We start from the raw sequence: 25,043 nt of genomic DNA, 5'->3' as shown, positions 1-25,043 counted from the left end.
TTGACAAATAACAGTGCCTTCCTAATCAGCATGCAGCAAGGGCGACCGCATCTGGAGAGTCGCCTGCCAGAGAAGTGGGACCGGACATGAAGTGCCAGACAACCAACGTGCCCGCGCCGGAAGACATCGATATCCCGGCGCTCAAGGAAAAGTATCGCCAGGAGCGCGAGAAGCGCATGCGCCGCGAGGGGCAGAACCAGTACGCCGCGCCCGAGGACCACTTCGTCCACGATACCCGCGAGCATGATCCCTTCACCCCCGTCGTCCCGCGCGATGCCGTGGAGGAAGACCTCGACGTGGCCATTCTCGGCGGCGGCTGGACCGGCATCATGGCCGGCTATCACCTCACCAAGGCGGGCGTGACCAACTTTCGCCACATCGAACACGCCGGTGGCTTCGGCGGTACCTGGTACTGGAACCGCTATCCCGGCATCCAGTGTGACAACGACGCGTATTGCTACCTGCCGCTGCTCGAGGAAATGGGCTACATGCCCTCCAAGAAGTTCTCCGACGGCAAGGAGATCTTCGACTACATCCAGATGATCGCCGACAGGTTCGATTTCCGCGACAAGGCCCTGTTCCATACCGAGATCACGGGAATGAAATGGGACGAGTCGATCAAGCGCTGGCGCATCTCGACCGACCGCGACGACGAAATCCGCGCCCGCTTCGTGATGATGTGTGGCGGCACCCTCTCGACTCCCAAGTTCCCGGCCGTTCCCGGCATCCACCGCTTCAACGGCAAGATGTTCCACACCTCGCGCTGGGACTACGACTATACCGGCGGCAGCTGGGAAAATCCGGTCATCGACAAGCTGGGCGACAAGCGGGTGGCCATTCTCGGCACGGGAGCGACATCGATCCAGGCCGTGCCCTATCTCGGCAAGTACGCCAAGGAACTCTACGTCATCCAGCGCACGCCCTCGAGCGTCGACGAGCGGCCCAATCCGCCGACGGACCCGGACTGGGTAGCCTCGCTCGAGCCCGGCTGGCAGGCGGAGCGGCAGCAGAACTTCCTGCGTGCCGCCAACGAGATCATCCCGCCGGGCGATCCGGACCTGGTCTGCGACATCTGGACCGAGATCAACCGCAACCTCAACGCGGAACTCGAGGCCGAGGGCTGGCCCGAGATCGGCATGGAGGAATTCATGCGCCGCCGCGAGGTCATGGACTTCCGCGTCATGGAGCGCCTGCGCAACCGCGTGGCCTCCATCGTCGAGGACCCAGACACAGCCGAAGCGCTCAAGCCCTACTACCGCTTCATGTGCAAGCGGCCGCTGTCGAACAACGAATACTACGAAACCTTCAACCGGCCCAACGTCCACCTCATGGACGTGTCGAAGACGGCCGGACTCGAGGCGATGACCGAAAACGGCTTCATCCACGAGGGCAAGGAATACGAGATCGACTGCATGATCTTCGCCTCCGGCTTCGAAGTGACGAGTGAGCTCAAGCGCCGCTGGGGCATCGAGACGGTCGAGGGCCGCGACGGCGTTTCGATCTACGATCACTGGGCCGACGGTCCGCTCACCCTGCACGGGACGATGACCCATCACTTCCCGAACATGTTCTTCACCGGCTACGTGCAGGGCGGCCTCAATGCCAACACCACGCTGCAGTTCGGCGAACAGGGCCGGCACGCCAGCTACATCATTTCAGAAGCGATGAAGCGCGGAATCAAGGCTGTCGAGCCGACGCAGGAAGGCCAGGACGCCTACGTCAGGGAATTCCGCGAAAAGGAACTCGACCTCTCGATCATTCTCAACGAATGTACGCCCAGCTATTTCACCAACGAGGGCGAAAAGGAAGCCAAGTGGTTCCTGTTCCGCGGTTGGGGGCCGGGCTGGGACGACTTCCAGCGCCTCGTGCGCGACTGGCGCGAGGAAGGCAGCATGGAAGGCATGCGCCTCGACAGCTGATTGGGATACGCAGGTGCCGGCAGGATCAGCCGGCGCCTGCGCCAGCTGCCGCGATCCGTTCCGCACGGAGCGCATTGCGTCGCGCCTTGCCCGCTTCGTCGCGCAGTGCGGTCTCGGTGAATTCGATGCTGCGCGGCACCTTGTAGGCGACCAGCCGCTCCCGCACCCAATCCATCAGATCCGCCGCGTCTACGCCGGGACCCTCTTCAAGCCGAACGATGGCGTGAGCACGCGCGCCCAGATCTTCATCCGGCAGGCCGATCACGATTGCCTCTGCCACCTCGGGATGAGCCAGCAGCGCTGCCTCGATCTCGGCCGGATAGAGGTTGCGCCCGCCCGACAGGATCAGGTCGGTGCGCCTGTCGGCAATGTAGAGATAACCGTCCTCGTCGACCCAGCCGTGGTCGCCGAAGCTTTCGAATCCATCCGGCAAACGCCGGCCGTCCGCGCCAAGATAATGGTACGACGTGTCTTCGTCGGTTGCGCCCTTGCGCCGCATATAGATCTCGCCGATCTTGCCCGGCGGCAGGGCAGCGCCATCCTCCCCCCGGATCAGCACTTCGGACCACGTCGGTTTGCCGACCGATCCCCGATGCGCCAACCATTCCGCACCGTTCAGCTGCGTGGTCGCAAAGCCTTCGGTGCCACCGTACATCTCCCAGACCTTCTGCGGTCCGATCCAGTCGATCCAGAATTCCTTGAGTTCGGGCGTGATCGGTGCGGCGGTGTGCCACAGGGCTTCGAGCGAAGAGATGTCGTACTGTGCACGCACCTCGTCTGGCAGGCGCGCTACGCGCTGCATCATCGTCGGCACCAGCGCGGTCCACTGCACCTTGTACCGGTGGACCAGCCGCAGGAATTCCTCGGCATCGAAACGCTCCATCCCGACGACGGAATTGCCGTGCACCATCACCGAGTGCGACATGGCGAAAGGGAAGTTGTGATAGAGCGGTCCGGCATTGAGCATCACTCCATCCACCGGAATGCCGAGCCCGCGCACCGAATCGTCGAGCTGCGAGGGGTGGTGGTCAACGATCAGCTTGGGACGCCCGGTCGACCCGCCCGAGGTCATGGCCTTCCAGCTCGGGGCCACGAGGGCCGGGAGCGGCGTGCCATCGGGATGATCGCGACCGAATGTGACCGGCAATCCCTGGCATCCCGCGCGCAGATCCTCGTCGGCGATCACGGCCGCGCGTGGTTCGGCCAGAGCAAGGATCGCCTCGAACTCGGGTTTGGGCAGCCGGTGGGAAACGACCGTCGGCGTCGCGCCCAGCTTCCACACCGCAAAGGTCCATTCGAAAAAGGCGTTGCCGTTGGGGATGGAGAGAACCACGCGGTCGCCTTGTCCCACCCCCTGCCCGTGAAGCGCGCGCGCCCGGCGGGTTGCGGCGTCGGCGAGTTCGCCCCAGCTCAGCACCCCGTCGCCGTGGCGCACCGCCCAATGCTCGGCACCGCATCGCGCGGCGTTGCGTTCGGGCAGGTCCCCCAGCACGATCCCGGCCATGTGCTCAGTCCTCCGAAGGCTTACGGGCGGAGGGCATGCCGCCGCTGGCCGCGAGCGCCTCTTCCAGATGGCGCCGCACCGAGTCGGGCAGGCGGGTGATGTCGATGGGAAAGCCGTGAAGCAGCATGTTCTGCAGGTGGCCGATCTGGTGGTTGGCAAAGGCGGTCTGCATCGCCTCGCGCCGCCCCATCGCATCCTGCGCTGCGTTGACCGAGGCCTTCATCAGCTTGAGCGCGAAGCGGTCGGTGCGGGCGATCTCCTGCGCCAGTTCCAGCGCCCGCTCGTGCAACTGCGCGCGCGGCACGACTTCGTTGACCATGCCCGCGGCGGCAGCCGCCTGCGCCGAGAGCCAGCCGCCGGTGAACAGCATCTGCTTGGCGCGCCGCACGCCCAGCTCGAAGGGGTGGGCGAAGAACTCCACGCCCGGCACGCCCATGTCCGACCCGGTATTGTCACGGAACCGGGCATCGTCCGCCGCAACGATGATGTCGGCAAACCACATCAGCATCAGCCCGCCGGAAATCACGCTGCCCTGCACCGCGGCGATCACCGGCTTGGGCGCGTTGCGCCAGCGTTCCGTCATCTCGAGATAGACCTCGCGCTCGCGGGTATAGAGTCCCTCCCAGCCCGGCGTGCCGAACTCGCCCCACAGGCTGGTCCGTTCGCGTGGCGCGCCCATCGGCCCTTCGCTCATCGACAGGTCGTGTCCGGCACTGAAATGGTCGCCGTCGGCTGCCAGCACGATCACGCTCACGGCCTCGTCGTCGCACGCCAGCCGCAGCGCCGCGTCGATCTCGTAGGTCATGCGCGTGCCCTGTGCGTTGCGCTTTGCCGGGCGCGCCAGAGTTATGCGCGCGACCCTGGGCGCGGCGATGTCATAGCGGATCTGCGTGAAGGCCGGGTCCTGACCGGCATCGGCTTGCGGCATCTTTCCCTCGGTATATTCTTAGACACTTGTCTAGTAACATAGGCCCGATCCGCGTCGCGGCAAGACGAACAATTGCCCATGCCGTGCAAAGCCCCTTGCACGAGCCCGCACGCCTCGGTAAAGGCGCCCCCTGTCCAAGCGCCGGAGATCTCCGGAAACGCGAGGCACGCCGCTTTAGCTCAGTTGGTAGAGCACATCATTCGTAATGATGGGGCCACAGGTTCGAGTCCTGTAAGCGGCACCACCTTCCTGAAGATGCATTGGCAGGGAATACCGCCGTCTCGCTGCTCGTATCGGCCAACGCGCAACCGACTCCGTTCGTATTCGACAGGCTCGGCTCGCGTTGAGAGCGCGTTGTGGAGCGCCGCTGTTATCCGACGTCGCTGTGACCGGCAGGATTCCGGTATCTGCGAGGTACTCTGCCCCGTCCCGATCCTATCTTGCAAACTTGCGGAGGGCTTGGCGTGCAAATCGCCCGGGGCTGCGCAATCTCTGGACAGCCGAGAAGACGCGTTCGTTGTAAGTCTGCGGATGGCGTTTTGAAAAGATTGACAGAATGCCGGCCTTGGCGTTGTCGAAGAAACTGTCTCCCGGCTCCTTTGGCTGCAATCCGATCTTGCGGAGATGGTAGTTCACCTGATGGACCCGGGCGCGCTTTTCCAGCTCATGCATGCACAGGCTGAGGCTCAGGCTGATCGAAATGTCATCGCCATTCTTGGCCCAGTGTGCCGCTAACGGCGGGATATGCAGCGCCGTGCCTGCCGTCAGAACATATTCCACGCCGTGCGACTGGATTACCGGCCGATATTTCGCGGCATTTATGTCGTTCACGTAAAAGGATTCGATTTGCCCGAGAGACACCACCTCGCGGTCGTCTGGCGGAAAGACGCAAAGGGTTTTGGCATCTCCCGAGATTTGACAGAGTATGTTGGCTTCGTGATCTATATGAAATGGCGTTACCACGCGCGGAGATGTCAGGAACACAGTCAGACTGGCGTCGCTCACGCTTTCTGGTGGGAGCTCCGAAATCACGTAGAAGTCGGCAAGTATATCCTCCAGCAAGTCGGCATAGTCGCTATCGAACACATTGATTTTCGATAACTTGCTCCAGGCTCTGGCGCCGGACAGATTGGAGATGATCTCCGGGGAGCTTTTTCGCTCGCCCATCTCGGCGAAGTTGCTGTCCAGAGTGCCTTGATCGCCTGCGCTGGCGAAGAGCTGCTCGCCCGGCATAGAGGAGAGGGCGCGCTCTGCGGCCAGAGCCAAGCGGTCCAGGCTAAAAAGCTCATGCCCGCAAAGACGATGATCGAGAGTGAACGATCTACGCGTGAAGTTCTGCCGACAGGTTTCCGACGCGATTGCGAAAATCCGCTCCGGCTCGAGTACGGTCATTGGACGGCCTCCCACAAAAACTGGGAATGCACCTTTCCTTGATCGTGAATATTCATTCTCCATTTCCGAATTAAGCGGAATGAAGCGAAATGATGACCAATGGCGTTCGTATGGAAAAGTATTTATCAAACATATAACAAGTATGCAAGCATAGCCATAAAGCGATGATTATTAAGACGTCATTGGCGGTGATCTGTCATGCGAATCGGCTAAACTATACCTTTTCGGGGATGGCCGGCAGACGAAGATGTGCGAGCATGGATCTGGCGTTCACCAACTTGTGTGCATTGGTCAACGGACGCAGGGCTTGCTTGAGGCCTGCACCTGCAGGCTCATGATGCCGTTTTCATCGCGGCAGCACCTTGAGCCGTGTCGAGCCCTATTCGGTAGTTGTTCGATTGTCGCAGCGAAAATCGGGGCCTTAAAAGACTCCACAAATAGTCGCGCTTGGCGGTATAACGCCGCCATGGAAGAGATTCGTGATGCGATCTATTACCAGCAGTTGGCTCGCTACGCACGAATGATGGCAGACCGTCATACCGATGACGCGGTTGCACGGTATCTCCGCGAAACCGCAATAAAGCACGAGCGCAAGGCCCGGCAGCTTCACCGGGACGAGGGTAGCGCGGCGAAGGAATCGTCGTTCGGCAGCCGGCTCACCTTTTGGCGCAAGTAGTCCCGACCGATAGCGCCGAGCGTAGCTAATAAGGTTATTCCCCTTCTGAATGATTGCCGGCGGGCCGAGACCTGATACCTTTTGCTCGTCCTTGGTTTTTCCGAACTTTTGCGAAATTCCTGCACTTCCGGATGTGGATGGCGATGCAATTTCGTCGTTCGGGGCGATCGAGGCTTTTGGTTTTTGGAATACGCGCTTTTCATAATTCGAGGTGGGCAGACTGCATGACGGCAACTCAAGGTCGCCAACACTTTCTGTTCCTTGACGGACTGCGCGGGGTCGCTGCGCTTGCCGTCGTCCTGCTTCATTGGTTCGACGGGCTTGGCTACAGGGTTTTCGGGGCCAGCATCCTGGCCGTCGACTTCTTCTTCATGCTCAGCGGGTTTGTCGTCGCCTACGCGTACAAGGACCGGCTTCGGCAAGGGTATCCGGTCGGGCGTTTCCTGATCGCACGCGTCATTCGTCTTTATCCGCTCATCCTCGCAGGTGTCGTGGCCGGCATCGTGCGACTTGTCGGTGCCGCCTACGCAGCAGGAGCGCCCCTGTTCGACGGACAGCTCGTCAAGGAAGCGATACTGACGCTGCTGATGATCCCTTCGGATCTCAAGGCGGGGGCATCCTTCTTTCCGCTCAATATCGCGCTGTGGTCGCTGCATTTCGAGTTCATTGCCTATCTGGCATTCGGTCTCCTGCTCCACCGAATACGCGATGTGTTTCTGCTGCTGCCGATCTGTGCGGCAGCGATCGGGGCGGCAGCCTGGAGCGTGGCCTATTTCGGCCCCGGTGCGGACGGCACCTCGTTCCTCGATCTCGAGAACTACGGCTACTTCTACGGTCTGTCGCGCGTGGCCTTTTCGTTCATGGTCGGTGTTCTGCTGTTCGGCATGAAAGAGCGCGGCATCTTCCAGCTCTCGGTGCCGGCGCCCGTTGCCATCATCGCGCTGGTCGGTCTGTTCGCGGCTCCCGTCGAGTGGCTGCCATCCTGGATTGCCATGGCCGCGCTGGGGCTCGTGTTTCCTGCGATCATTGCCGGCGGCAGCCGGGTCAATCTGGCTCCGAAGCCCGAGCGGCTCGCTCGGTTCTTCGGGGACCTCTCCTACCCGCTTTACGCGCTGCACACGCCCGTGATCTGGATGCTCAACGGTGTTGCCAAGGCCAAGGGCTTCCGGCTCGGCGGTTCGCTGATGGCAAACGGCTTGATCGTCATTCCGGTCACGATCTTCCTGACCTATGCCGTGTTCCGGCTCTGGGACCTGCCTGTCCGCAAGCTGCTCAAACAGCAGTTTCTCCGCTCCCCGCAGCCCAAGCCGGATTTCGCGAACCTCGCTTCGGAAACCGGCGCCGTTCCGGCGGAATGAAGCCTGCTGGCAAACACCGACGGGCGAGCGCAGTGCTCCCGATCGTGATCCCATGGCCGCGGCTCGAGAACGAAACGGTCCATAAGTGACAGTCTAGGGGAATCCCCGTGGCCGACGATCACTGTCGGTCAACCCTGTTTGCCTTAACCATTCGGAAAGGCTCGCTGGGACGCAAGGGGAAGCGCAAATGAGCGGACTGGAAACGCTACTTATCAAGGCCAAGGGGGCTGCCAAGCGCGGTGAGACCGATGCGGCGCGGGCGCTCTATCGCAAGGTGCTGGACAAGCACCCGCGCAATCCGCGTGCGCGGGCAGCGCTCGAAGCGCTGGAAGCCGCTCACAACAACCCGTCGCAACAGCAGTTCGACGTCATGGTCGCGGCCTACCAGTCCGGCCGCATGGACGAATGTGCCCGGCATGGCCACGCGCTGGCGGAATCCTATCCGCACTCGCACGGTGTCCAGAACCTGCTTGGCGCCTCGCTGCTCGCGCTCAATGACAATGCCGGCGCAGCCGAAGCGTTTCGGCGCGCCATCGAAGCCGATCCCGACCATCCGGCCAGCTACAACAACCTTGCCATCGCGCTGCGCAAGCAAGGCCTTCTGGACGAGGCCGAGGCGACCTATCGCCAGGTGATTGCCCACGCGCCCGATTATGCGGATGCGCAGTACAATCTCGGCAATCTCCTGCAGCTAGCCGATCGACCGGATGAGGCTGCCGAACACTTCGCGGCCGCCATTCGCATCAATCCGGAATACGTGGACGCCCATTACAATCTGGGCAACCTGCTCGCCAAGGCGGCGCGTCGCGAAGAGGCCGTTGAGTGTTTCAAGCGGGCCGTGAAGCTGCGCCCGTCGCATAGCGATGCGCACAACAACATGGGCGGTGAACTGCTCCAGCTGGAACGCATCGATGAAGCCCTCGAATCGCTCAACCTGGCTCTGAAGGCCAATCCCAAGAACGGCCAGGCCCTCATAAACAAGGGCAAGGTGCTGGTGCTCAAGGGAGATGAGCCGGGCGCGATCTCTTCCTTCCGCAGCGCTCTTGCTCTCGACCCGACCGACCGCTCCGCCCGGCTACAGGCGCTCTTCGAGGAAGCGCACATCTGCGACTGGAGCACGCGCGGCCAGTATCCGCTGACGGTCGGGCCAGAGGCGGCTGCCGTTCAACCCTTCGCCTCGTTGCCTTTCGTCGACGATCCGGCCCACCAGCTGCGCCGGTCTCTGGACTGCGCGGCCATGATGTTCCCGGCGCAACCCCAAAGTCTGCCCCAGCCCGAGCCGGCTGCCGACGGCCGCATCCGCATCGGCTATTTCTCTGCCGACTTCCACAACCACGCCACGATGTACCTGATGGCGGGTTTCTTCCGCGAGCACGACCGTTCCCGATTCGACGTGCGCCTCTACAGCTACGGACCCAGGCGCGATGACGACTACACCCGCGCCGAGCTGCGCGGACAGGTCGACGGCTTTACCGAAGTGGGCGCGATGCGCGACGAGGATATCGTGGCGCTGGCCCGCAAGGACAACCTCGACATCGCGGTGGACCTCAAGGGCTATACCCGCGGAACCCGAACCCGGCTTTTCGGTCATCGCCTTGCGCCGGTGCAGGTGAGCTTCATGGGGTATCCCGGCACCATCGGCCATCCGTGCATGGACTATTTCATCGCCGACCACGTGACTATGCCCGAAGGCGCGGAACAGTACTTCAGTGAAAAGATCGTGCGTCTCGCCGGCTGCTACCAGGCCAACGATAACCGTCGCGAAATCGTGGCCGACACCAAGGGACGCAGCGGCTGGGGCTTGCCGGAAAACGGCTTCGTCTTCGCAAGTTTCAATCACACCTACAAGATTTCGCCCCGTGAATGGGACGTCTGGATGGGCCTTCTTCGCGAAGTGCCCGGCAGCGTGCTGTGGCTGCTGCGCTCGAACGAGTGGGCCGAGGACAACCTGCGCCGCGAGGCGGAAGCGCGCGGTGTCGATCCCGCTCGCCTCGTCTTCAGTCGCTCGGTAGCGCATGGCGAGCACCTTGGCCGTCTCGTCCACGCCGACCTGTTCCTCGATACCTTTGCCGTCAATGCCCACACTACCGCCAGCGATGCCCTCTGGGCCGGGCTGCCGGTGCTGACCCTGGCTGGCCGGCAGTTCGCGGCGCGCGTAGCGGCCAGTCTGGTCACCGGCGTCGGCCTGCCCGAAATGGCCGTGGAGAGTGAAGAGGCCTACGCCGCGCTGGCCCTCGATCTCGCTCGCGATCCGGCGCGCCTTGCCGCCTTGCGCGAGCGTCTCGCCGCCAACCGCACAACTACGGCGCTGTTCGACACGGTGCCCTACACGCGGCGCGTGGAAACGGCTCTGGACCAGATGCACCAGCGGCGGCTGGCCGGGCAGGCGCCCGACCATTTCGCGGTGGAATGAGGCTCAGTCGCCGCGGGCGCATCCAATGCAGGTCGTCACCGCGGGCATGTGCGCAAGCCGGGCCGGGGCGATTTCCTCATCGCACTTGATGCAATAGCCGAATTCGCCGTCCTCGATGCGGGCGAGCGCCGCGTCGATGGCCGCCAGTTCCGTCTGGCGCCGGCGCTCCTGTGCCAGGGCCATGGCCTGCACCTGCATCGCGTCTATCCGCGAAAGGCGGCCCACGCTCTCCTGGTCGAGTTCGACCGGGGTGCGATCGGCAGCGGCCATGGCCTGCTCGCGCTCCAGTTCTGCGCGCCTTTCCAGCAGCGTATTGCGAAACGGCTCCGGATCGATATCCATGTCCCATGCCTAGCACGGGCTGACGCGCTCGCCCAAATGACGCGCCGCTATTGCAGCGTCGCGCCGTCCTCGTCGCCGTTGCTGGCCCTGCCGAAGAACTGCATGAGCTGGACGAGCAGTTCGCAGCGGGCGGAAAGGCCCGGCGCTTCCAGCAGCGCCTGCTTCGCGGCCGGATCGAAAGGGGCGATCTGCGAAACACCGTTGATGAGCGAGACGTCGTCGAGCCGGATGACCTCGTCCCAGTCGACCGCATAGCCCTGGGCATCGGCAAAGCGCCGGGCCTCGCGCTCGAAGCTGGCCCGCTCGACCGGGGCCAGCACTTCGTCCTCGTCTTCCTCGAGCAGTTCGGCCTCGACCTGGCGAAACGGCGTCGTCACGTCGAGTTCGCGCACGATGCGGAAGCGCTGCTCGCCTTCGAGAACGATGTTGAAGCGGCCATCTTCCAGAGCTTCCACATCGCCGATGCGGCCGAGGCACCCGATCTCGAAAAGAGGCGCGCCTTCCTCCGGGCGCTGCGGCTGGATCATGCCGATCCGCCGGTCGCGCGCGAGAGCGTCGCTCACCATCGCCCGGTAGCGCGGCTCGAAGATGTGCAAGGGAAGCTGCAATCCGGGATAGAGAACCGCGCCGGGCAGGGGAAAGATGGAGATGCGCGCCAAGACGGGATCAGCCGAACAGGATCGTGGAAAGCTTGCGCCGGGTTGCCGAGACCCAGGGATCTTCCAGGCCGACAGCTTCGAAGATCTGCAGCAGCTTGGCTTTGGCGGCGCCATCATTCCACTCGCGGTCGGACTGGATCATCCGCAGCAGCGTGTCGGCGGCTTCGTCGCGCTCGCCCGCAGCGAAAGCCGCGTTGGCGAAGGCCAGCTGGGCTTCCATGTCGTCGGGACGTTCGGCGGCGGCCGAGCGCAGGGCGGCAAGCTCGCTGTCGTCGGGCTTGTTCTTGGCCAGCTCCAACGCCGTGCGCGCCCGTTCGACATGGGGATCCGAGGCCATTTCCGGCGCGAGGCCATTCACGACCTGCTCGGCGTCTTCGAGCCGACCGGCCATGACGAGCCCGCGGATCAGACCTGCGAGTACTTCGCCGTTGTCCGGTGCCATCTCCAGGATCTGCATGAAGATGCTGGCGGCGCGTTCGCCGTCCTCGGCAGCCAGCGCCTCTTCGCCCATGGCGATCAGCGGGGCGATATCGGGCTTCGCCGGTTCGCCGCCCGGCTGCACCGGCAGCTTTTCCAGAAGCTGGTCGAGCGTTTGCTTGAGCTGCGATTCGGTGCGCGCATTGGTGAGATCGGCCACCGGCTGGCCTTGGAAAATGGCGTAGACCGTGGGGATCGAGCGCACCTGGAACTGCGATGCGATGAACTGTTCCTCGTCGACGTTCACCTTGGCGAGCAGCACGCCCTTGTCGGCATATTCGGCGGCGACCTTCTCCAGCACGGGCGTCAGCGCCTTGCACGGGCCGCACCATTCCGCCCAGAAATCGAGGATCACCAGTTGAGACATCGAGGGTTCGGCTACCGTCTTGCGGAACCGATCGACTGCCTTCTGCTCGTCTAGATTGAGCCCCATGCTGGCCAAGGTACTTGCTCCCATATCCTGAATGTCCGGCCCCTAGATCGGATTTCCGGGGCCATTTGTGAAGGGCGAATGCATCCGAAGGCGCGCCGCAGTCCTCGGCATGGCACGACGACGGGGCGATCTGCAAAAAATTTTGCGATTCCCCTCTTGCCGCTCCCGAAAGCCCCTGCTAGTGGCGCGCCTCCACCCCGGACCTGACGTCGCGTACGACAGGCCTCCGAAACGCCAGAGCGGGCGTAGCTCAGGGGTAGAGCACAACCTTGCCAAGGTTGGGGTCGAGGGTTCGAATCCCTTCGCCCGCTCCAGTTTCTTCTCAGCATTCTGAACAGCCATACCGCAGAGCTTCGGCGTGCGCGGGGTGCGTTTTGCTGCACTGCGAAGAGCATAGGCGGCGCGGCTGGGCCGCGGACACATTCTCGTCACCTTTCTGACAGCAAACTGCCGCTGAACTGACCGCAGGACGTCAGAAAACAGGACCAGATGACCCCCTCGAATCAAAACTCGCTCAGGGGGTCCAATCAATGTCATTCCAGAACATCCGTAACGCCAGTGTGCTCGGCACCTGCCTTGCTGCAATTGCGATCGCTTCGCCGGCGGTGGCCGAAGATGCCGCCGATAACATGGCCGATGGCGCCAATGCCGAAACGATCGTCGTCACCGGCATGCGCGCTACCTACAACAACTCGGCCCTGAGCGAGGAACTGATCGCGGACCAGCCGCCGATCGCCTCCGTGCTCGACCTCGTCGACACACTGCCCGGCGTGCAGGTGCAGGAAGGCGACGCCTTCGGTTTCGACGACTGGTCGACCGCCGTCTCGATTCGCGGCTTCCAGACCAACCTCGACCAGCAGCAGGTCGGCATCACCATCGACGGCCTGCCCAACGGCGGCTCGAACTACGGCGGCGGCTCGAAGGCGAACCGCTTCATCGACACGATGAACATCCGCACCGTCGAAGTTTCGCAGGGCACGGCCGACATCGGCTCGCTCTCCAACGAGGCGCTCGGCGGCACACTCAACTTCGTGACCTCCGACCCGCTCGACGAGATGCGCGTGCGCCTTTCGGGCTCGGTCGGCGATTTCGAGGCCAGCCGCTATTACGGTCGCTTCGATACCGGCCTGTTCCTCAACGACACGGCCAAGGCGTGGATTTCCTATTCGCACCAGGAAGCGACCGACTGGGTCGGCGGCTCGGCGCAGAACCATCGCGACAATTTCGCCGGCAAGTTCATCATCGACACCCCGGTCAAGGTCACCGGCTACGTGAGCTACGACGACGCGCACGAGGACAATTACGACCAGGTCTATTCGGCGCTGCAATACCAGCTCTACCCGCATACCGATGGCCTCACCACGAACTGGACGGGCGTGCCCTATCAGGACCAGGCCTATCGCCGCGCCTGGTCGACGCTGCGCAAGAACTTCTTCGCCTACCTCAAGGCGGACACCACGATCGGCAACGTGCTCGACCTGCATGCCGCGGCCTACTACCACGACATGGCCGGCCGCGGTGACTGGGTGCCGCAGTACGTGGTCAACGTGACGGACGATGGCCTCGGCAATCCCGAAAGCGAACTGTCCGGCACCGGCACGGTGAATGGCGGAAGCCCGCTGCCGGTTCTGTACCTTCCCCTTCCCGACGGCGGCTACGACAACCGTTTCTATTTCGTCGACGCCAACGGTGTGGGTCTCACGCCCGATGCGGGATGCACCGGCTCTCTCACCTACCCCTACGGCGGCACCACCGCTGCGGTCTATGACCCGGCCTGCTACGCGCCGGGCGCGATCGGTGCGCAGTCCTACCGTCACACGCACTACCGCAAGGACCGCACCGGCGGCACGCTGGACGCGTCCTGGAATGCCGATCTCGGCATGCTGGAAAACACCCTGCGCGGCGGCGTCTGGTACGAGGACACCAACCGCCAGGAATGGCGCGACTGGCACAACGTGACCGACACCACCGTCGGCCCGGCCTACGACTCCACGCCGTACTGGACGCAGTACAGCCGCAAGTACCCGCAGGACACGTTCAAGTGGTACGTGCAGGACACGGTGAAGTTCGGCCCGGTCACGGCCAATGTCGGGGCCAAGCAGTTCATCAACCACATCAAGCGCATCGACCTGTTCGGCGATACCGAAGACACCCGCATCAAGTCGAAATCCGACGTCCTGCTTTCGGGCGGTATCCAGGTGGAGCCGATCTACGGTCTCAATGTGTTCGCGGGCTATGCGGAGAACTTCAAGGCGCTGACCGACTCGGTTCTGGAATACAACAATGCCGACCTTTCCGAGATCAAGCCCGAGACGGCGGAGAACTGGGAAGCGGGCATCCGTTACCAGAACGGCTGGTTCAGCGGCTCGGCGACCTGGTTCAAGTCGAAGTTCTCCAACCAGGTGATCTTCGTGCCGAACAGCACGTCGGCCGGTAACGACTACCTGGGTGAAGGCGACGGCAAGTTCTTCAATGCCGGCGGCATCGACTCCGAGGGCTTCGAACTGCTCGCCAACGTCCGGCCGATGCAGGGCCTCAACCTCTACGGTGCCTATACCTACATCGACGCCACCTACCGCGGCACCGGCAACGCCGATCTCGACGCCGAGCAGGGCGTGACGCCGGGCAACCGCGTGGCCGGCATTCCCGAGCACATGTGGGTGCTATCGGGCTCGTACACCTACGGTCCGGTCACTCTGGGTGTTACCGGCAAGTATACCGGCAACCGCTTCGTCAATGCCGACAACAGCTGGACGGCGGAGAACTACTTCCTCACCGACCTCAATGTCAGCGTGAAGGGCGAGGCGATCTCCGACTCGTTCAAGGCGCTCGAATTCGCGCTTACCGTCAACAACCTGACAGACGAGGACTATCTCGGCGGCATTTCCGGCGGATACGCGTGGATCGGTGCGCCGCGCACGATGATCTTTACCGCTACCGCAGACTTCTGATCCTCACGTCGCAGACACTCATGGGGGAGTGTTGGGAAGCGGGCCGGCGTCCACAGCCGGTCCGCGTTTCCGTTTCCCGAAACCGCAATACCGGCGTGGCATGAGTCGCGCCGAAACTGACAGGCTGAAGCCACTAGGAGCGCCAAGAAAATGACCCGTCCCCTGCGCCAACCCGAAGTTTCCCGCCGTGCCCTGCTGGCCGGCATGGCCGGCAGCGCGGCCTTTCTGGCGATGCCCTCCGCGGTTCTGGCGCAGGCCATCGCGCCCAATCCGATTTTCCGGCACGGTGTCGCCAGCGGCGATCCCGATGCGACCAGCGTCGTCCTGTGGACGCGCTTGAGCAGCGACGCACCCGTCGAAGGCACCTGGGAACTGAGCACCACTCCGGACTTTGCCGAAGTCGCAAAGACCGGCCCGTTCTCCACCGGCGCCGATCGGGACTACACGGTGAAGGTCCTGGCCGAAGGTCTCGAGCCGGGCGGTATCTACTACTACCGTTTCCGCGTCGGGGATGCGCTGTCGGTGCTGGGTCGCGCCCGCACCCTGCCCGAGGGGCAGCTCGACCGCCTCGGCATCGCGCTGATGAGCTGTTCGAACTACGCCTTCGGCTTTTTCAACGCCTACGATGCGATCGCGCGCGATGCCGATGTCGACTTCGTGCTGCACACCGGCGACTACATCTACGAATATGGCGGCAAGGATGGTTGGGGCGCCGATGTCGCCCGCAGGATCGGGCGCGTCCACGATCCCTTGCACGATATCGTCTCGCTGACCGACTACCGTACGCGCCACGCGCAGTACAAGACGGATGCCGGCGCACAGGCCATGCACGCGAACCATACGCTGCTCGCCTGCTGGGACGATCACGAGAGCGCGAACAATCCCTGGGTCGGCGGCGCGCAGAACCACGATCCGGCCACGCAGGGCGACTGGGCGACGCGCCGTGCCGCCTCGATCCGCGCCTATTTCGAATGGATGCCGGTGCGCGAGCCCGAGTGGCTCAAGGTCAAGGGCCGCACGCGCATGCAGTTCTGGCGCGGCTACAGCTTCGGCGATCTGGCCACCTTGCACACGATCGAAACGCGCCACACCGCGCGCGCCAGGCAGATCGACTACATGGATTATGCCGATACCATTACCGATGCGGCATCGGCAGAGCGCTTCAAGAAGGAAGTGCTCGGCGCACCCGACCGCCCCATCCTTTCGGCCGAGTGCGAGGCGGACCTTTCGGCTGCGCTTACCCGCTCGGTGGAGCAGGGCCAGCCCTGGCGCATCATCGGCTGCCCGATGGTGATCGCCCGCGTCGAGGTGCCCGATGTCGTCAAGCTGGGCCTCGTTCCCGATCCTTCCGAGAAGCTGGCAAAGGCCAGGACGAAGGAAGAGCTTGCCAAGCTCGCCTACGATCCCGCCGTCGCCTTCGCGTGGAAGGGCAAGTACAACCTGCCCGACTACACCGATGCCTGGGGCGGCTATCCGTGGGCGCGCGAGCGGCTCTACGATCTCTCGCGCAAGGCGGGCGCGGGCGACCTCGTGTTCCTTTCGGGCGACAGCCACAGTTTCTGGATCAACGACCTGGCCGACGACGAAGGCCGTCCGGCCGGCATCGAATTCGGCACGGCGGGCATTTCCTCGCCGGGCGACTTCATCTCCAGCGGCTTCGGCGAGGCGACCTCGCGCGCGCTCGACAAGGCCTATGCCGAGCACATTCCCGAGGTGACCTGGACCGACAACATGCACCAGGGCTACGTCCGCGTCGAATTCGAACGCGAGCGTGGCATGGCGACCTTTGTGGGCGTCGATACGGTGCTGACGCCGAGCTATCGTACCTTGGTGCTGCGCCGGGCACCGTTCGAACGGCAGGGCAAGGAAGTCGCGCTTATCTGATGTCAGGACCTTGAGTTTGGCGGACAGGCGGTCGCTACTGATCGATGATAGGCCCGCGCGTTTCGACGATGCGCTCGCGGTAGACCACGCGCTTGCCGCGATGGGCGCCCACGCCCAGGAACATGATGCCGATGAAGTAGCCGAAGTCATACCAGCCGCCGTTGTTGGGCACGGCATAGATCGAGACATCGGTGAAGAGCGAGACGAACCACGCGAACGGGAAGATGAACCCGTGCCATACGCCCAGCAGGAAACCCGGGGCGTCCGGCTCGATGGCAGAAGCGACCTGACGCGCGCACCCTGCCAGCACGAGAAGTGCGATTACGGGCAGGAGGCGCGCGGTTCTGGTCATGGCCTTACTGGCAGGCGAGGCACTCGTCGTAGTCGGTCGTCTCGCCCAGCTCGAACTTGGGGGCCTCGGAGGTGTTGTCCGCCTCGACGCCGCCGGCGAAGCCGGCGCGCTGCACGCTCTTGGAGCGCAGGTAGTAGAGCGACTTGATGCCCTTCTCCCAGGCCTGGAAGTGCAGCATCATCAGGTCCCACTTGTCGACGTCGGCGGGGATGAACAGGTTCAGCGACTGCGCCTGGTCGATGTAGGGCGTGCGGTCCGCGGCGAATTCGAGCAGCCAGCGCTGATCGATCTCGAAGCTGGTCTTGTAGACCGCCTTTTCCTCCGGCGAGAGGAAGTCGAGGTGCTGCACCGAACCGCCGTGCTCGAGGATTGAGTTCCACACGTTGGTGGAATCCTTCGACTTCGCGGCCAGCAGCTTCTGCAGGTAGGGGTTCTTCACCACGAACGAACCCGAGAGCGTCTTGTGGGTATAGATGTTGGCCGGGATCGGTTCGATGCAGGCGCTGGTGCCGCCGCAGATGATCGAGATCGATGCGGTCGGAGCAATCGCCATCTTGCAGCTGAAACGCTCCATCACGCCCTGATCGGCGGCATCCGGGCACGGGCCGCGCTCGTTCGCCAGCAGCATCGAGGCCTCGTTGGCCTTCTGGTTGATGTACTGGAACATCTGCATGTTGAGCGCCTTGGCCATCGCGCTTTCGAAGGCGATGCCCTTCTTCTGCAGGTACGAGTGGAAGCCCATCACGCCCATGCCGACCGAGCGTTCGCGCATGGCCGAGTACTTGGCGCGGGCCATCTCGTCCGGCGCGCGGTCGATGTAGTCCTGCAGCACGTTGTCGAGGAAGCGCAGCACGTCCTCGATGAAGCGCTTCTCGCCCTTCCACTCTTCCCAGGTTTCGAGGTTGAGCGAGGAGAGGCAGCACACTGCCGTGCGGTCGTTGCCGAGGTGGTCGCGGCCGGTCGGCAGGGTGATTTCCGAACACAGGTTCGAGGTCGAGACCTTGAGGCCGAGATCGCGGTGATGCTTGGGCATCATGCGGTTCACGGTGTCGTTGAAGACGATGTAGGGCTCGCCGGTAGCAAGCCGCGTCTCGACGAGTTTCTGGAACAGCGAGCGGGCATTCACGGTGCCGCGCACTTCGCCGGTCTTGGGCGACTTGAGCTCGAACTCGGCGCCGTCGCGCACGGCTTCCATGAATTCGTCGGTCAGTAGCACGCCATGGTGCAGGTTGAGCGCCTTGCGGTTGAAGTCGCCCGACGGCTTGCGGATCTCGAGGAACTCCTCGATTTCCGGGTGCGAGATGTCGAGGTAGCAGGCGGCCGAGCCACGCCGCAGCGAACCCTGCGAGATCGCCAGCGTCAGCGAGTCCATCACGCGCACGAAGGGAATGATGCCGCTGGTCTTGCCGTTGAGGCCCACCGGCTCCCCGATGCCGCGCACAGCGCCCCAGTAAGTGCCGATGCCGCCACCGCGCGAGGCGAGCCAGACATTTTCGTTCCAGGTCGCGACGATGCCCTCGAGGCTGTCGTCCACCGAATTGAGGTAGCACGAGATCGGCAGGCCGCGTCCCGTGCCGCCGTTGGACAGGACAGGTGTGGCCGGCATGAACCAGAGCTTGGAAATGTAGTCGTAGAGACGCTGGGCGTGCTCCTGATCGTCGGCATAGGCATCAGCCACCCGGGCGAAGATGTCCTGGTACTTCTCGCCCGGCAGCAGGTAGCGGTCGTCGAGCGTTTCCTTGCCGAAATCGGTCAGCAGGGCATTGCGGCTGTCGTCGGTGACGATCGTGAAGCGGCGGTCGTGGATCGCCTTGGAATCCGAACTCTTGCCCGTCTTCTTCACTGTCTCGGGCGCTTCCACCAGATCGGCGGTCGCAGTGTCGGTCTTGTCCATCACGATTGCCGGGCTCTTGCCCGTCTCCTTTTCGTTCCTCGCAGTCTCGCGCGGGGTGTCACGGTCTTCCGTCGAGACCTGGCTGCCTTCGTCGTGGCTCAAATCGTGGCTGGCCACATGACCCTCGTTACCGCTTCTGAAATCCACTTGTCGCCCCCGTGCCAATCTTAGCTTCATCGAACCGCCTTGCAGCAGGTTCAGTCCCCTGCAGGGTCGTCGGCGTCACCGGCATGAGTCGACGGGGTGGTTCCTGTCTAGCATGACCGGCACAAAAAGAGAACGAATAGATCCCCGCCTTGCCCTGAGCGTGCCCCGGTTCCGGGCCTTCCCCCTGTCCCGGGAACACCGTTGCGCGATCGTTCCGATCCACGTGGCATTCCTAGGTATTGAGGCCTGGCGACCGAAGCGACACAACCCATAGTGCTCTTTCTGGAAACGGGTGCAAGAGGGTGAAGTCACGGTTAACGCGTGGCGACGACGACCACTGGACGGGTACCCAAGCTCCGCGACGCGTGGAAAGTCCTTTACCTGTCGTCGATGCAAGAGCCTAAATCGTCCTCGGCACTGAAAAATTTTTCCACATAATTCGCCGACGAACCGAATCGGGTTTGCGACGAACCGAGTAAGTCCTTTTGCATGTCAAGGTAGGAAGTTGGGCAATCGTCCCGCCAGATACGGTCGTCGATGGCTCTCTACCGCCTGCAGAAGCCCGGGGTGCACATCCGGCGTATCCGTGCAACCGTATGCCCGTTCGTAGTTTTCTAGGCTACGTTTTTGCGAGAGGGACAAGCTCACATGTTCAATATCATCGGCGCCATTATCAGTGGATTGGTGATCGGCGTCCTGGCGCGCTTCTTCTACCCGGGCGCGGTCGAGATGGGCTGGATCGCGACGATTCTGCTCGGTATCGGCGGTTCGCTGGCGGCCGGCCTCATAACCAGCCGCGGGCAGAGCGATTTCAGCCGCGCCGGCTGCCTTGCCTCGATCCTGGGCGGCATGGCGCTGATCTTCATCGGCCGTGCCCTCGGCATCGGCGGTTAGGCCTCATCGGCGCGGGCGTCTATTTCGCTCGCGCCAGGATGTTTGCCGCGGTCGTCACCAGGCCGCCGTTGGCGGCAATCGTGAGTCCGGTCAGCCAGCGGGCCTCTTCCGACGCGAGGAAGCCGACGACATCGGCAATATCTTCGGGCTCGCCGAGGCGGCGCAATGCCGTCCAGGGCACCACCTGTTCGGGCCAGGACTGCCCGGCGATCATTTCCGTGCGGGTGCAGCCCGGTGCGACCGAATTGCAAGTGATGCCACGCGGGCCCAGTTCCTGTGCCAGACTGCGCATGAACGCTTCCGCGCCGGCCTTGGCTGCCGCCCCGATCGAGACACCGGGAGCGGCATGGGCCGCCATCCCGGACGAAAGGAAGATTACGCGGCCTGCGGTGCTGCCTGTGAGGCGCGCGAATTCCGATGCGGCAAGAATCGTCGAACGCAGATTGAGAGCCAGCACGGCGTCGATGGTCTCCACCGGCATGTCGGCGGCCAGACCACCCTTGCCGCCCCCGGCATTGAGTACCAGCACATCGAGCGCACCGTGCACCGCGTAGGCTTCGCGCACGACGTCGAGGGCCGTGTCACCCGCAGTCAGGTCGCCCATCACCACGTCGGCGGTGCCGCCGTCCGCGCGAATCGCCTCTGCCACCCCCTCGGCCCGGTCGCGCTGGGTACGGGCGTGGACGATCACCCTGGCGCCGTCGGCCGCAAGTCGCCGGGCAATCGCAGCGCCGATTCCGCGCGAGGATCCGGTGACCAGCGCAACGCGTCCTTGGAGCCGGCTCACAGCAATGCGCCGCCGTCGACCGGCAGGACAGCGCCGGTGATCCAGCGCGCCGCGTCGCTGCACAGGAATGCGATCGGACCGGCAATGTCCTCGGGCTGGGCAATCCGCTTGAGGGCCTGGTCCCGGGTGGTGGTCTCGAATCCCTGCGGTGTTTCGGCCCATGCCGCGATCGGTCCGGTAGCCGTCGTACCCGGGGCAATCGCGTTGACGCGAATCCAGCGCGGCCCGAATTCGTGCGCCGCGCGTCGCACCAGCGTCTCGATCCCGCCTTTCATCGTCGCATAGGCTGCCACTCCGCCCGTCACGCGTCGGGCCGTGAGCGAGGAGAGGAAGACGACACTCGCCCCCTCCGCAAGCGTTGCTGAAAGCGCTTGCAGCAGAAAGAAGGGCGCGCGCAGGTTTATGGTGACGATCTGGTCGAAGGTCTCCTCGCTGCAGCTGCCGATGTCCGATGGCGGCATCACGGCGGCATTGAGCACGAGCGCCTGCAGGCCATCCGGACACAGCGCGGCGACCTCCCGGGCAAGCCGGGCCGGCGTCTGCGGATCGGACAGGTCGCCGCCCACTAGCTCCGCCTGGCCGCCTTCCGCGTTTATCCCGGCGACCACGGCCTCGGCCTTCTCGCGGCTGTTGCCGTAATGAACGATGACGCGATAGCCGTCGGCCGCCAGGGCGCGAGCCGCGGCCGCCCCGATTCCCTGGGACGATCCCGTGACGAATGCCGTTTTGGTGCTCATGATGCAGTTCTCTCCCGCTTTTCCGGAAGAGTGCGGCATGGCTGGGTCAGTGTCGAGCGCGGAAGTGCCAGCTTCGCATGAGCGATGTGATCACGGAACCAGCACCGTATCGACCGGATTGGCGTCCGCCTCCGGGTGATCGAGCGTGTAATGCAGGCCGCGGCTCTCGTGCCGCCTGAGAGCGGAGCGCACGATGAGTTCCGCCGTCTGGAGCAGGTTGCGCAACTCGATGAGATCGGTCGAGACGCGGAAATGGCGGTAGTATTCTTCCACCTCGGTGTTGAGAAGCTGGATACGGTGCATGGCGCGCTCGAGGCGCTTGGTGGTCCGCACGATGCCGACGTAGTTCCACATGAAGCGGCGGATCTCCGTCCAGTTCTGCTTGATCACGACTTCCTCGTCGGAATCGGTCACCCGGCTCTCGTCCCATCCCATGACCTGGGGCGGCGATTCGAAGCTGTCCCAGTTGGCCAGGATGTGCGCGGCGGCTGCATCGCCGAAGACGAAGCATTCCAGCAGTGAGTTCGATGCGAGGCGATTGGCACCGTGCAGGCCGCTCTCGGTGCATTCCCCGGCCGCATAGAGGTTCGGAAGGTCGGTACGGCCGTCGAGGTCGATGACCACGCCGCCGCAGGTATAGTGCTGGGCCGGCACGACCGGGATCGGCTCCTTGGTCATGTCGATGCCCAGCGAGAGCAGCTTCTCGTGGATCGTGGGGAAGTGCTCCCTCACGAATTCCGGCGGCTCGTGGCTGATATCGAGGTGGACATAGTCGAGACCGTAGCGCTTGATCTGATCGTCGATGGCGCGGGCCACGATATCGCGCGGGGCCAGTTCGCCGCGCTCGTCGTAGTCGGGCATGAAGCGGTGCCCGGTGACCGGATGCCTGAGCCTGCCACCTTCGCCGCGCACGGCCTCGGTGATGAGAAAGTTCTTCACGTCGAGGTTGTAGAGACAGGTGGGGTGGAACTGCATCATTTCCATGTTGGAGACACGTGCACCGGCGCGCCAGGCCATCGAAATGCCGTCTCCGGTGGCCCCGCGCGGGGCGGTGCTGAAACGATAGACGCGGCCGGCGCCCCCGGTCGCCATCACGGTCGCCCGCGCGGTATAGGCCTCCACATGGCCGGTCTGCTCGTTGAGGGCATAGACCCCCCAGACGCGGCCCGAAGCGGAATAGCGCACTTCGTGCCGGCCGGTGATGAAATCGATGCAGGAGCGACCCGGCAACAGGGTGATGTTGGAATGCGCTTCGGCGGCTTTCAGCAGCGCATGCTGAACTGCCCAGCCGGTGGCGTCGTTGACGTGGACGATGCGGCGGTGGGAGTGGCCACCCTCGCGCGTGAGATGGAGTTCATTGCCCTCCATGTTGAACGGCACGCCCAGATCGATCAGCCGCTGGATCGCATGCGGTGCGCGCTCGATAACAAACTCGACAGTCTCACGGCGGTTGAGGCCGGCGCCGGCCACCATCGTGTCGTGCACGTGTTCTTCGAAGGTGTCGCCCTCGTCCAGCACGGCAGCGATGCCCCCTTGGGCCCATGCGGTCGATCCCCCGATGAGCGTGCCCTTGGCGAGCACGGCCACCTTGTGCCGCTCGGCGAGGGCGAGGGCAGCCGTCAAGCCGGCGGCGCCCGAGCCGATTACGAGGATATCGAAGGTCTTAGCGTCGTTCGCAGGTGTGGCCATGGCACTTCATTGCCGATCAATCACGATCCCTGCAAGATTTTGCGGCGAGGGCATAGTTTTGTTGCGGTGCGGCAAAATGAACTATAGGATGCGTACCAGTACAAAAAAGCTTTCTGCGGTCGCCCGATTGCCGTTCCCGGATTTATGGCAGTCGAAACAGAATTCCAGCATCACGCGGAGTTAAAAGCGTGGCTAACTTTTTCACGTTATGCGCTTTGAACCGGCATCGCCCGGTTCGTAACGATGTGCGTTGGGATGGTGCCAATTATATCGGTACTTGCAAGAACTGCGGGGATCCTATCCGGCGAATGAAGCATCACCTTTGGAAGCGCGACGATCAGCGTGAATAAACGAAGTGGCAGTTGATTTTACGCCCGAAGACGAATGTGAAATTCTCGCCGTTCGTTCAGGCAAAGTGTTGCGTCCTGCCCGCCGTCACTGCCAAAATTCGCGCCAATCGGCGGTTTGTGCATTTAAACTGTTGTAATTTCTGTCCGCCTGTCCCGCTCGGGAAAGCCGGTGTCCCCGGTGGCGACGTTCAGCGGCGGCAGATCATCGCCCTTCGCGCCTGCAGCACAGGGTTTCAGGCCGCTGCGCGCGCCTGGCTGGTCAGGGTTACGAAGACATCCTCGAGATCGGCTTCGCGCGTCGTGACGTCGACGATGGCGAAACCCTGCGCCTGGACGGCAGAGAGTATCTCTCCCGCGTTGCTGCGGTCCTTGTCGTAGGTGATTTCGAGCTGGCGCTCCCCGATCGGTTCGCACTTCAGAACGCCCGGGTGGTTCGGCATGTCGGTGATGTCGCGGTCGACCGTCAGGACCAGGATCTTCTCGCGCGCCATGCCGACCAGTTCGCGGGTCGGCTTGTTGGTGATCAGTTCGCCGTGGTTGATGATGGCGATGCGGTCGCACAGTTCCTCGGCTTCCTCGAGGTAGTGCGTGGTGAGCACGATGGTCACGCCTTCGCGGTTCATCTCGGTGACCAGGTCCCACAGCTGGCGTCGCAGTTCCACGTCGACGCCGGCGGTCGGCTCGTCGAGGACGAGGACGGGCGGCTGGTGGACCAGCGCCTTGGCGATGAGCAGGCGTCGCTTCATGCCGCCCGAGAGCGTTCGTGCATAGGCATCGCGCTTGTCGGCGAGATGGACGGCGCGCAGAAGTTCCTCGCTGCGGCGCAGGTGCTTGGCTATGCCGTAGAGCCCCGCCTGGTTTTCCAGGACCTCGAACGGGGTGAAGAACGGATCGAAGACGATTTCCTGCGGGACGATGCCGATCGAGCGCTTGGCGTTGCGCTGGTCGCGGTCGATGTCGAAGCCCCAGATCTCGGCGGTGCCGGACGTCTTGCGCACGAGTCCGGCAAGGATGTTGATCAGCGTCGACTTGCCCGCGCCGTTGGGGCCCAGCAGGCCGAAGATCCCGCCTTCGGGAACGTCGAAGGAGACGCCCTTCAGCGCCAGCTTCCCCTCGCCGCTGCCGGCAGGCGCATAGCGCTTGACGAGGTCGCGGATCGAGATGGCGGCATTCGACTGGGGGGCGGTGTTCATGGCTCCCGCATGTGGGGCACGTTCGCGCCCGCGTAAAGAGTGAGTGTCGCTTGACGCCAATTTG

19 protein-coding genes and 2 tRNA genes are annotated in these 25,043 nt (G+C 63.5%); 9 read left to right on the top strand and 12 right to left on the bottom strand.

Annotation, left to right across the window (positions count from 1 at the left end):
- The first annotated feature begins 86 nt into the window (after positions 1-86).
- Positions 87-1,919, top strand: a complete 1,833-nt coding sequence (locus LK12_RS20185) for a flavin-containing monooxygenase (RefSeq protein ID WP_039288273.1) — start codon at positions 87-89, stop codon at positions 1,917-1,919.
- A gap of 25 nt (positions 1,920-1,944) precedes the next feature.
- Here LK12_RS20185 and LK12_RS20180 read toward each other — a convergent pair whose 3' ends face one another.
- A complete protein-coding gene (locus tag LK12_RS20180; protein ID WP_156135575.1) occupies positions 1,945-3,423 on the bottom strand; it encodes an AMP-binding protein in 1,479 nt (492 codons plus the stop codon).
- 4 nt (positions 3,424-3,427) lie between these two features.
- Entirely contained in the window at positions 3,428-4,351 is a 924-nt protein-coding gene (locus LK12_RS20175) for an enoyl-CoA hydratase (RefSeq protein ID WP_052223638.1), read from the bottom strand.
- A gap of 168 nt (positions 4,352-4,519) precedes the next feature.
- Between LK12_RS20175 and LK12_RS20170 the strand changes: the two genes are divergently transcribed.
- A tRNA-Thr gene (locus tag LK12_RS20170) sits at positions 4,520-4,595 on the top strand.
- A 191-nt stretch (positions 4,596-4,786) separates the two neighbouring features.
- On the opposite strand, the gene LK12_RS20165 is transcribed toward LK12_RS20170, so the two are convergent.
- Positions 4,787-5,743, bottom strand: coding sequence for a cupin-like domain-containing protein (locus LK12_RS20165; RefSeq protein WP_052223637.1), 957 nt, complete (start codon positions 5,741-5,743; stop codon positions 4,787-4,789).
- 466 nt (positions 5,744-6,209) lie between these two features.
- Here LK12_RS20165 and LK12_RS20160 point away from each other — a divergent pair, with 466 nt between their 5' ends.
- From LK12_RS20160 to LK12_RS20150, 3 genes are all read left to right on the top strand, one after another.
- Positions 6,210-6,419 carry a hypothetical protein gene (locus tag LK12_RS20160; protein ID WP_039288270.1) on the top strand — a complete coding sequence of 70 codons (210 nt, stop codon included), beginning with the start codon at positions 6,210-6,212 and terminating at the stop codon, positions 6,417-6,419.
- 224 nt (positions 6,420-6,643) lie between these two features.
- Entirely contained in the window at positions 6,644-7,777 is a 1,134-nt protein-coding gene (locus tag LK12_RS20155; protein ID WP_039288268.1) for an acyltransferase family protein, read from the top strand.
- 187 nt (positions 7,778-7,964) lie between these two features.
- The gene (locus tag LK12_RS20150) at positions 7,965-10,190 is read left to right on the top strand and encodes an O-linked N-acetylglucosamine transferase, SPINDLY family protein (protein ID WP_052223636.1); all 2,226 of its coding nucleotides are present in this window, start codon (positions 7,965-7,967) and stop codon (positions 10,188-10,190) included.
- Between the two features lie 3 nt (positions 10,191-10,193).
- Here LK12_RS20150 and LK12_RS20145 read toward each other — a convergent pair whose 3' ends face one another.
- From LK12_RS20145 to LK12_RS20135, 3 genes are read right to left on the bottom strand one after another with little or no spacing between them, the layout of a single operon-like run.
- Positions 10,194-10,532, bottom strand: coding sequence for a TraR/DksA family transcriptional regulator (locus LK12_RS20145; RefSeq protein WP_039288265.1), 339 nt, complete (start codon positions 10,530-10,532; stop codon positions 10,194-10,196).
- 47 nt (positions 10,533-10,579) lie between these two features.
- A complete protein-coding gene (locus tag LK12_RS20140; protein WP_039288263.1) occupies positions 10,580-11,191 on the bottom strand; it encodes an LON peptidase substrate-binding domain-containing protein in 612 nt (203 codons plus the stop codon).
- 7 nt (positions 11,192-11,198) lie between these two features.
- Positions 11,199-12,101, bottom strand: a complete 903-nt coding sequence (locus tag LK12_RS20135) for a tetratricopeptide repeat protein (RefSeq protein WP_039289559.1) — start codon at positions 12,099-12,101, stop codon at positions 11,199-11,201.
- A 239-nt stretch (positions 12,102-12,340) separates the two neighbouring features.
- Between LK12_RS20135 and LK12_RS20130 the strand changes: the two genes are divergently transcribed.
- From LK12_RS20130 to LK12_RS20120, 3 genes are all read left to right on the top strand, one after another.
- Positions 12,341-12,415: transfer RNA gene (locus LK12_RS20130), tRNA-Gly, on the top strand.
- 216 nt (positions 12,416-12,631) lie between these two features.
- Positions 12,632-15,052 carry a TonB-dependent receptor gene (locus LK12_RS20125; protein WP_039288260.1) on the top strand — a complete coding sequence of 807 codons (2,421 nt, stop codon included), beginning with the start codon at positions 12,632-12,634 and terminating at the stop codon, positions 15,050-15,052.
- A gap of 150 nt (positions 15,053-15,202) precedes the next feature.
- Positions 15,203-16,936, top strand: coding sequence for an alkaline phosphatase D family protein (locus LK12_RS20120; protein ID WP_039288257.1), 1,734 nt, complete (start codon positions 15,203-15,205; stop codon positions 16,934-16,936).
- Positions 16,937-16,970: 34 nt separating this feature from the next.
- Here the strand turns inward: LK12_RS20120 and LK12_RS20115 are convergent, their stop codons facing one another.
- Together LK12_RS20115 and LK12_RS20110 are read right to left on the bottom strand one after the other, a co-directional pair.
- Positions 16,971-17,288, bottom strand: coding sequence for a hypothetical protein (locus LK12_RS20115; RefSeq protein WP_039288255.1), 318 nt, complete (start codon positions 17,286-17,288; stop codon positions 16,971-16,973).
- A gap of 4 nt (positions 17,289-17,292) precedes the next feature.
- Positions 17,293-19,185, bottom strand: coding sequence for a ribonucleoside-diphosphate reductase subunit alpha (locus tag LK12_RS20110; protein ID WP_407938178.1), 1,893 nt, complete (start codon positions 19,183-19,185; stop codon positions 17,293-17,295).
- Between the two features lie 792 nt (positions 19,186-19,977).
- Between LK12_RS20110 and LK12_RS20105 the strand changes: the two genes are divergently transcribed.
- Positions 19,978-20,223, top strand: coding sequence for a GlsB/YeaQ/YmgE family stress response membrane protein (locus LK12_RS20105; protein ID WP_039288250.1), 246 nt, complete (start codon positions 19,978-19,980; stop codon positions 20,221-20,223).
- Between the two features lie 19 nt (positions 20,224-20,242).
- Here LK12_RS20105 and LK12_RS20100 read toward each other — a convergent pair whose 3' ends face one another.
- The 4 genes from LK12_RS20100 to LK12_RS20085 form a co-directional block, all read right to left on the bottom strand.
- Positions 20,243-21,010, bottom strand: a complete 768-nt coding sequence (locus LK12_RS20100) for an SDR family NAD(P)-dependent oxidoreductase (protein ID WP_052223635.1) — start codon at positions 21,008-21,010, stop codon at positions 20,243-20,245.
- Positions 21,007-21,747, bottom strand: coding sequence for an SDR family NAD(P)-dependent oxidoreductase (locus LK12_RS20095; RefSeq protein ID WP_039288247.1), 741 nt, complete (start codon positions 21,745-21,747; stop codon positions 21,007-21,009). Before LK12_RS20095 ends, LK12_RS20100 begins: the two co-directional genes overlap by 4 nt.
- A 90-nt stretch (positions 21,748-21,837) precedes the next feature.
- A complete protein-coding gene (gene nadB, locus LK12_RS20090; protein WP_039288244.1) occupies positions 21,838-23,436 on the bottom strand; it encodes an L-aspartate oxidase in 1,599 nt (532 codons plus the stop codon).
- Positions 23,437-24,019: 583 nt separating this feature from the next.
- The gene (locus LK12_RS20085; RefSeq protein WP_039288241.1) at positions 24,020-24,979 is read right to left on the bottom strand and encodes an ABC transporter ATP-binding protein; all 960 of its coding nucleotides are present in this window, start codon (positions 24,977-24,979) and stop codon (positions 24,020-24,022) included.
- Positions 24,980-25,043: the final 64 nt, after the last annotated feature.

It is taken from the genome of Novosphingobium malaysiense (assembly GCF_000802225.1).
Classification (GTDB): domain Bacteria; phylum Pseudomonadota; class Alphaproteobacteria; order Sphingomonadales; family Sphingomonadaceae; genus Novosphingobium; species Novosphingobium malaysiense.
Note: the sequence above shows the minus strand (reverse complement) of the source record. Positions and strands in the feature narration are given on the sequence as shown.

Coding starts and splice junctions, on each gene's coding strand:
- LK12_RS20185 (WP_039288273.1), top strand. CDS start 87: ATGAAGTGCCAGACAACCAACGTGCCCGCGCCGGAAGACATCGATATC.
- LK12_RS20180 (WP_156135575.1), bottom strand. CDS start 3,423: ATGGCCGGGATCGTGCTGGGGGACCTGCCCGAACGCAACGCCGCGCGA.
- LK12_RS20175 (WP_052223638.1), bottom strand. CDS start 4,351: ATGCCGCAAGCCGATGCCGGTCAGGACCCGGCCTTCACGCAGATCCGC.
- LK12_RS20165 (WP_052223637.1), bottom strand. CDS start 5,743: ATGACCGTACTCGAGCCGGAGCGGATTTTCGCAATCGCGTCGGAAACC.
- LK12_RS20160 (WP_039288270.1), top strand. CDS start 6,210: ATGGAAGAGATTCGTGATGCGATCTATTACCAGCAGTTGGCTCGCTAC.
- LK12_RS20155 (WP_039288268.1), top strand. CDS start 6,644: ATGACGGCAACTCAAGGTCGCCAACACTTTCTGTTCCTTGACGGACTG.
- LK12_RS20150 (WP_052223636.1), top strand. CDS start 7,965: ATGAGCGGACTGGAAACGCTACTTATCAAGGCCAAGGGGGCTGCCAAG.
- LK12_RS20145 (WP_039288265.1), bottom strand. CDS start 10,532: ATGGATATCGATCCGGAGCCGTTTCGCAATACGCTGCTGGAAAGGCGC.
- LK12_RS20135 (WP_039289559.1), bottom strand. CDS start 12,101: ATGGGGCTCAATCTAGACGAGCAGAAGGCAGTCGATCGGTTCCGCAAG.
- LK12_RS20125 (WP_039288260.1), top strand. CDS start 12,632: ATGTCATTCCAGAACATCCGTAACGCCAGTGTGCTCGGCACCTGCCTT.
- LK12_RS20120 (WP_039288257.1), top strand. CDS start 15,203: ATGACCCGTCCCCTGCGCCAACCCGAAGTTTCCCGCCGTGCCCTGCTG.
- LK12_RS20115 (WP_039288255.1), bottom strand. CDS start 17,288: ATGACCAGAACCGCGCGCCTCCTGCCCGTAATCGCACTTCTCGTGCTG.
- LK12_RS20105 (WP_039288250.1), top strand. CDS start 19,978: ATGTTCAATATCATCGGCGCCATTATCAGTGGATTGGTGATCGGCGTC.
- LK12_RS20095 (WP_039288247.1), bottom strand. CDS start 21,747: ATGAGCACCAAAACGGCATTCGTCACGGGATCGTCCCAGGGAATCGGG.
- nadB (WP_039288244.1), bottom strand. CDS start 23,436: ATGGCCACACCTGCGAACGACGCTAAGACCTTCGATATCCTCGTAATC.
- LK12_RS20085 (WP_039288241.1), bottom strand. CDS start 24,979: ATGAACACCGCCCCCCAGTCGAATGCCGCCATCTCGATCCGCGACCTC.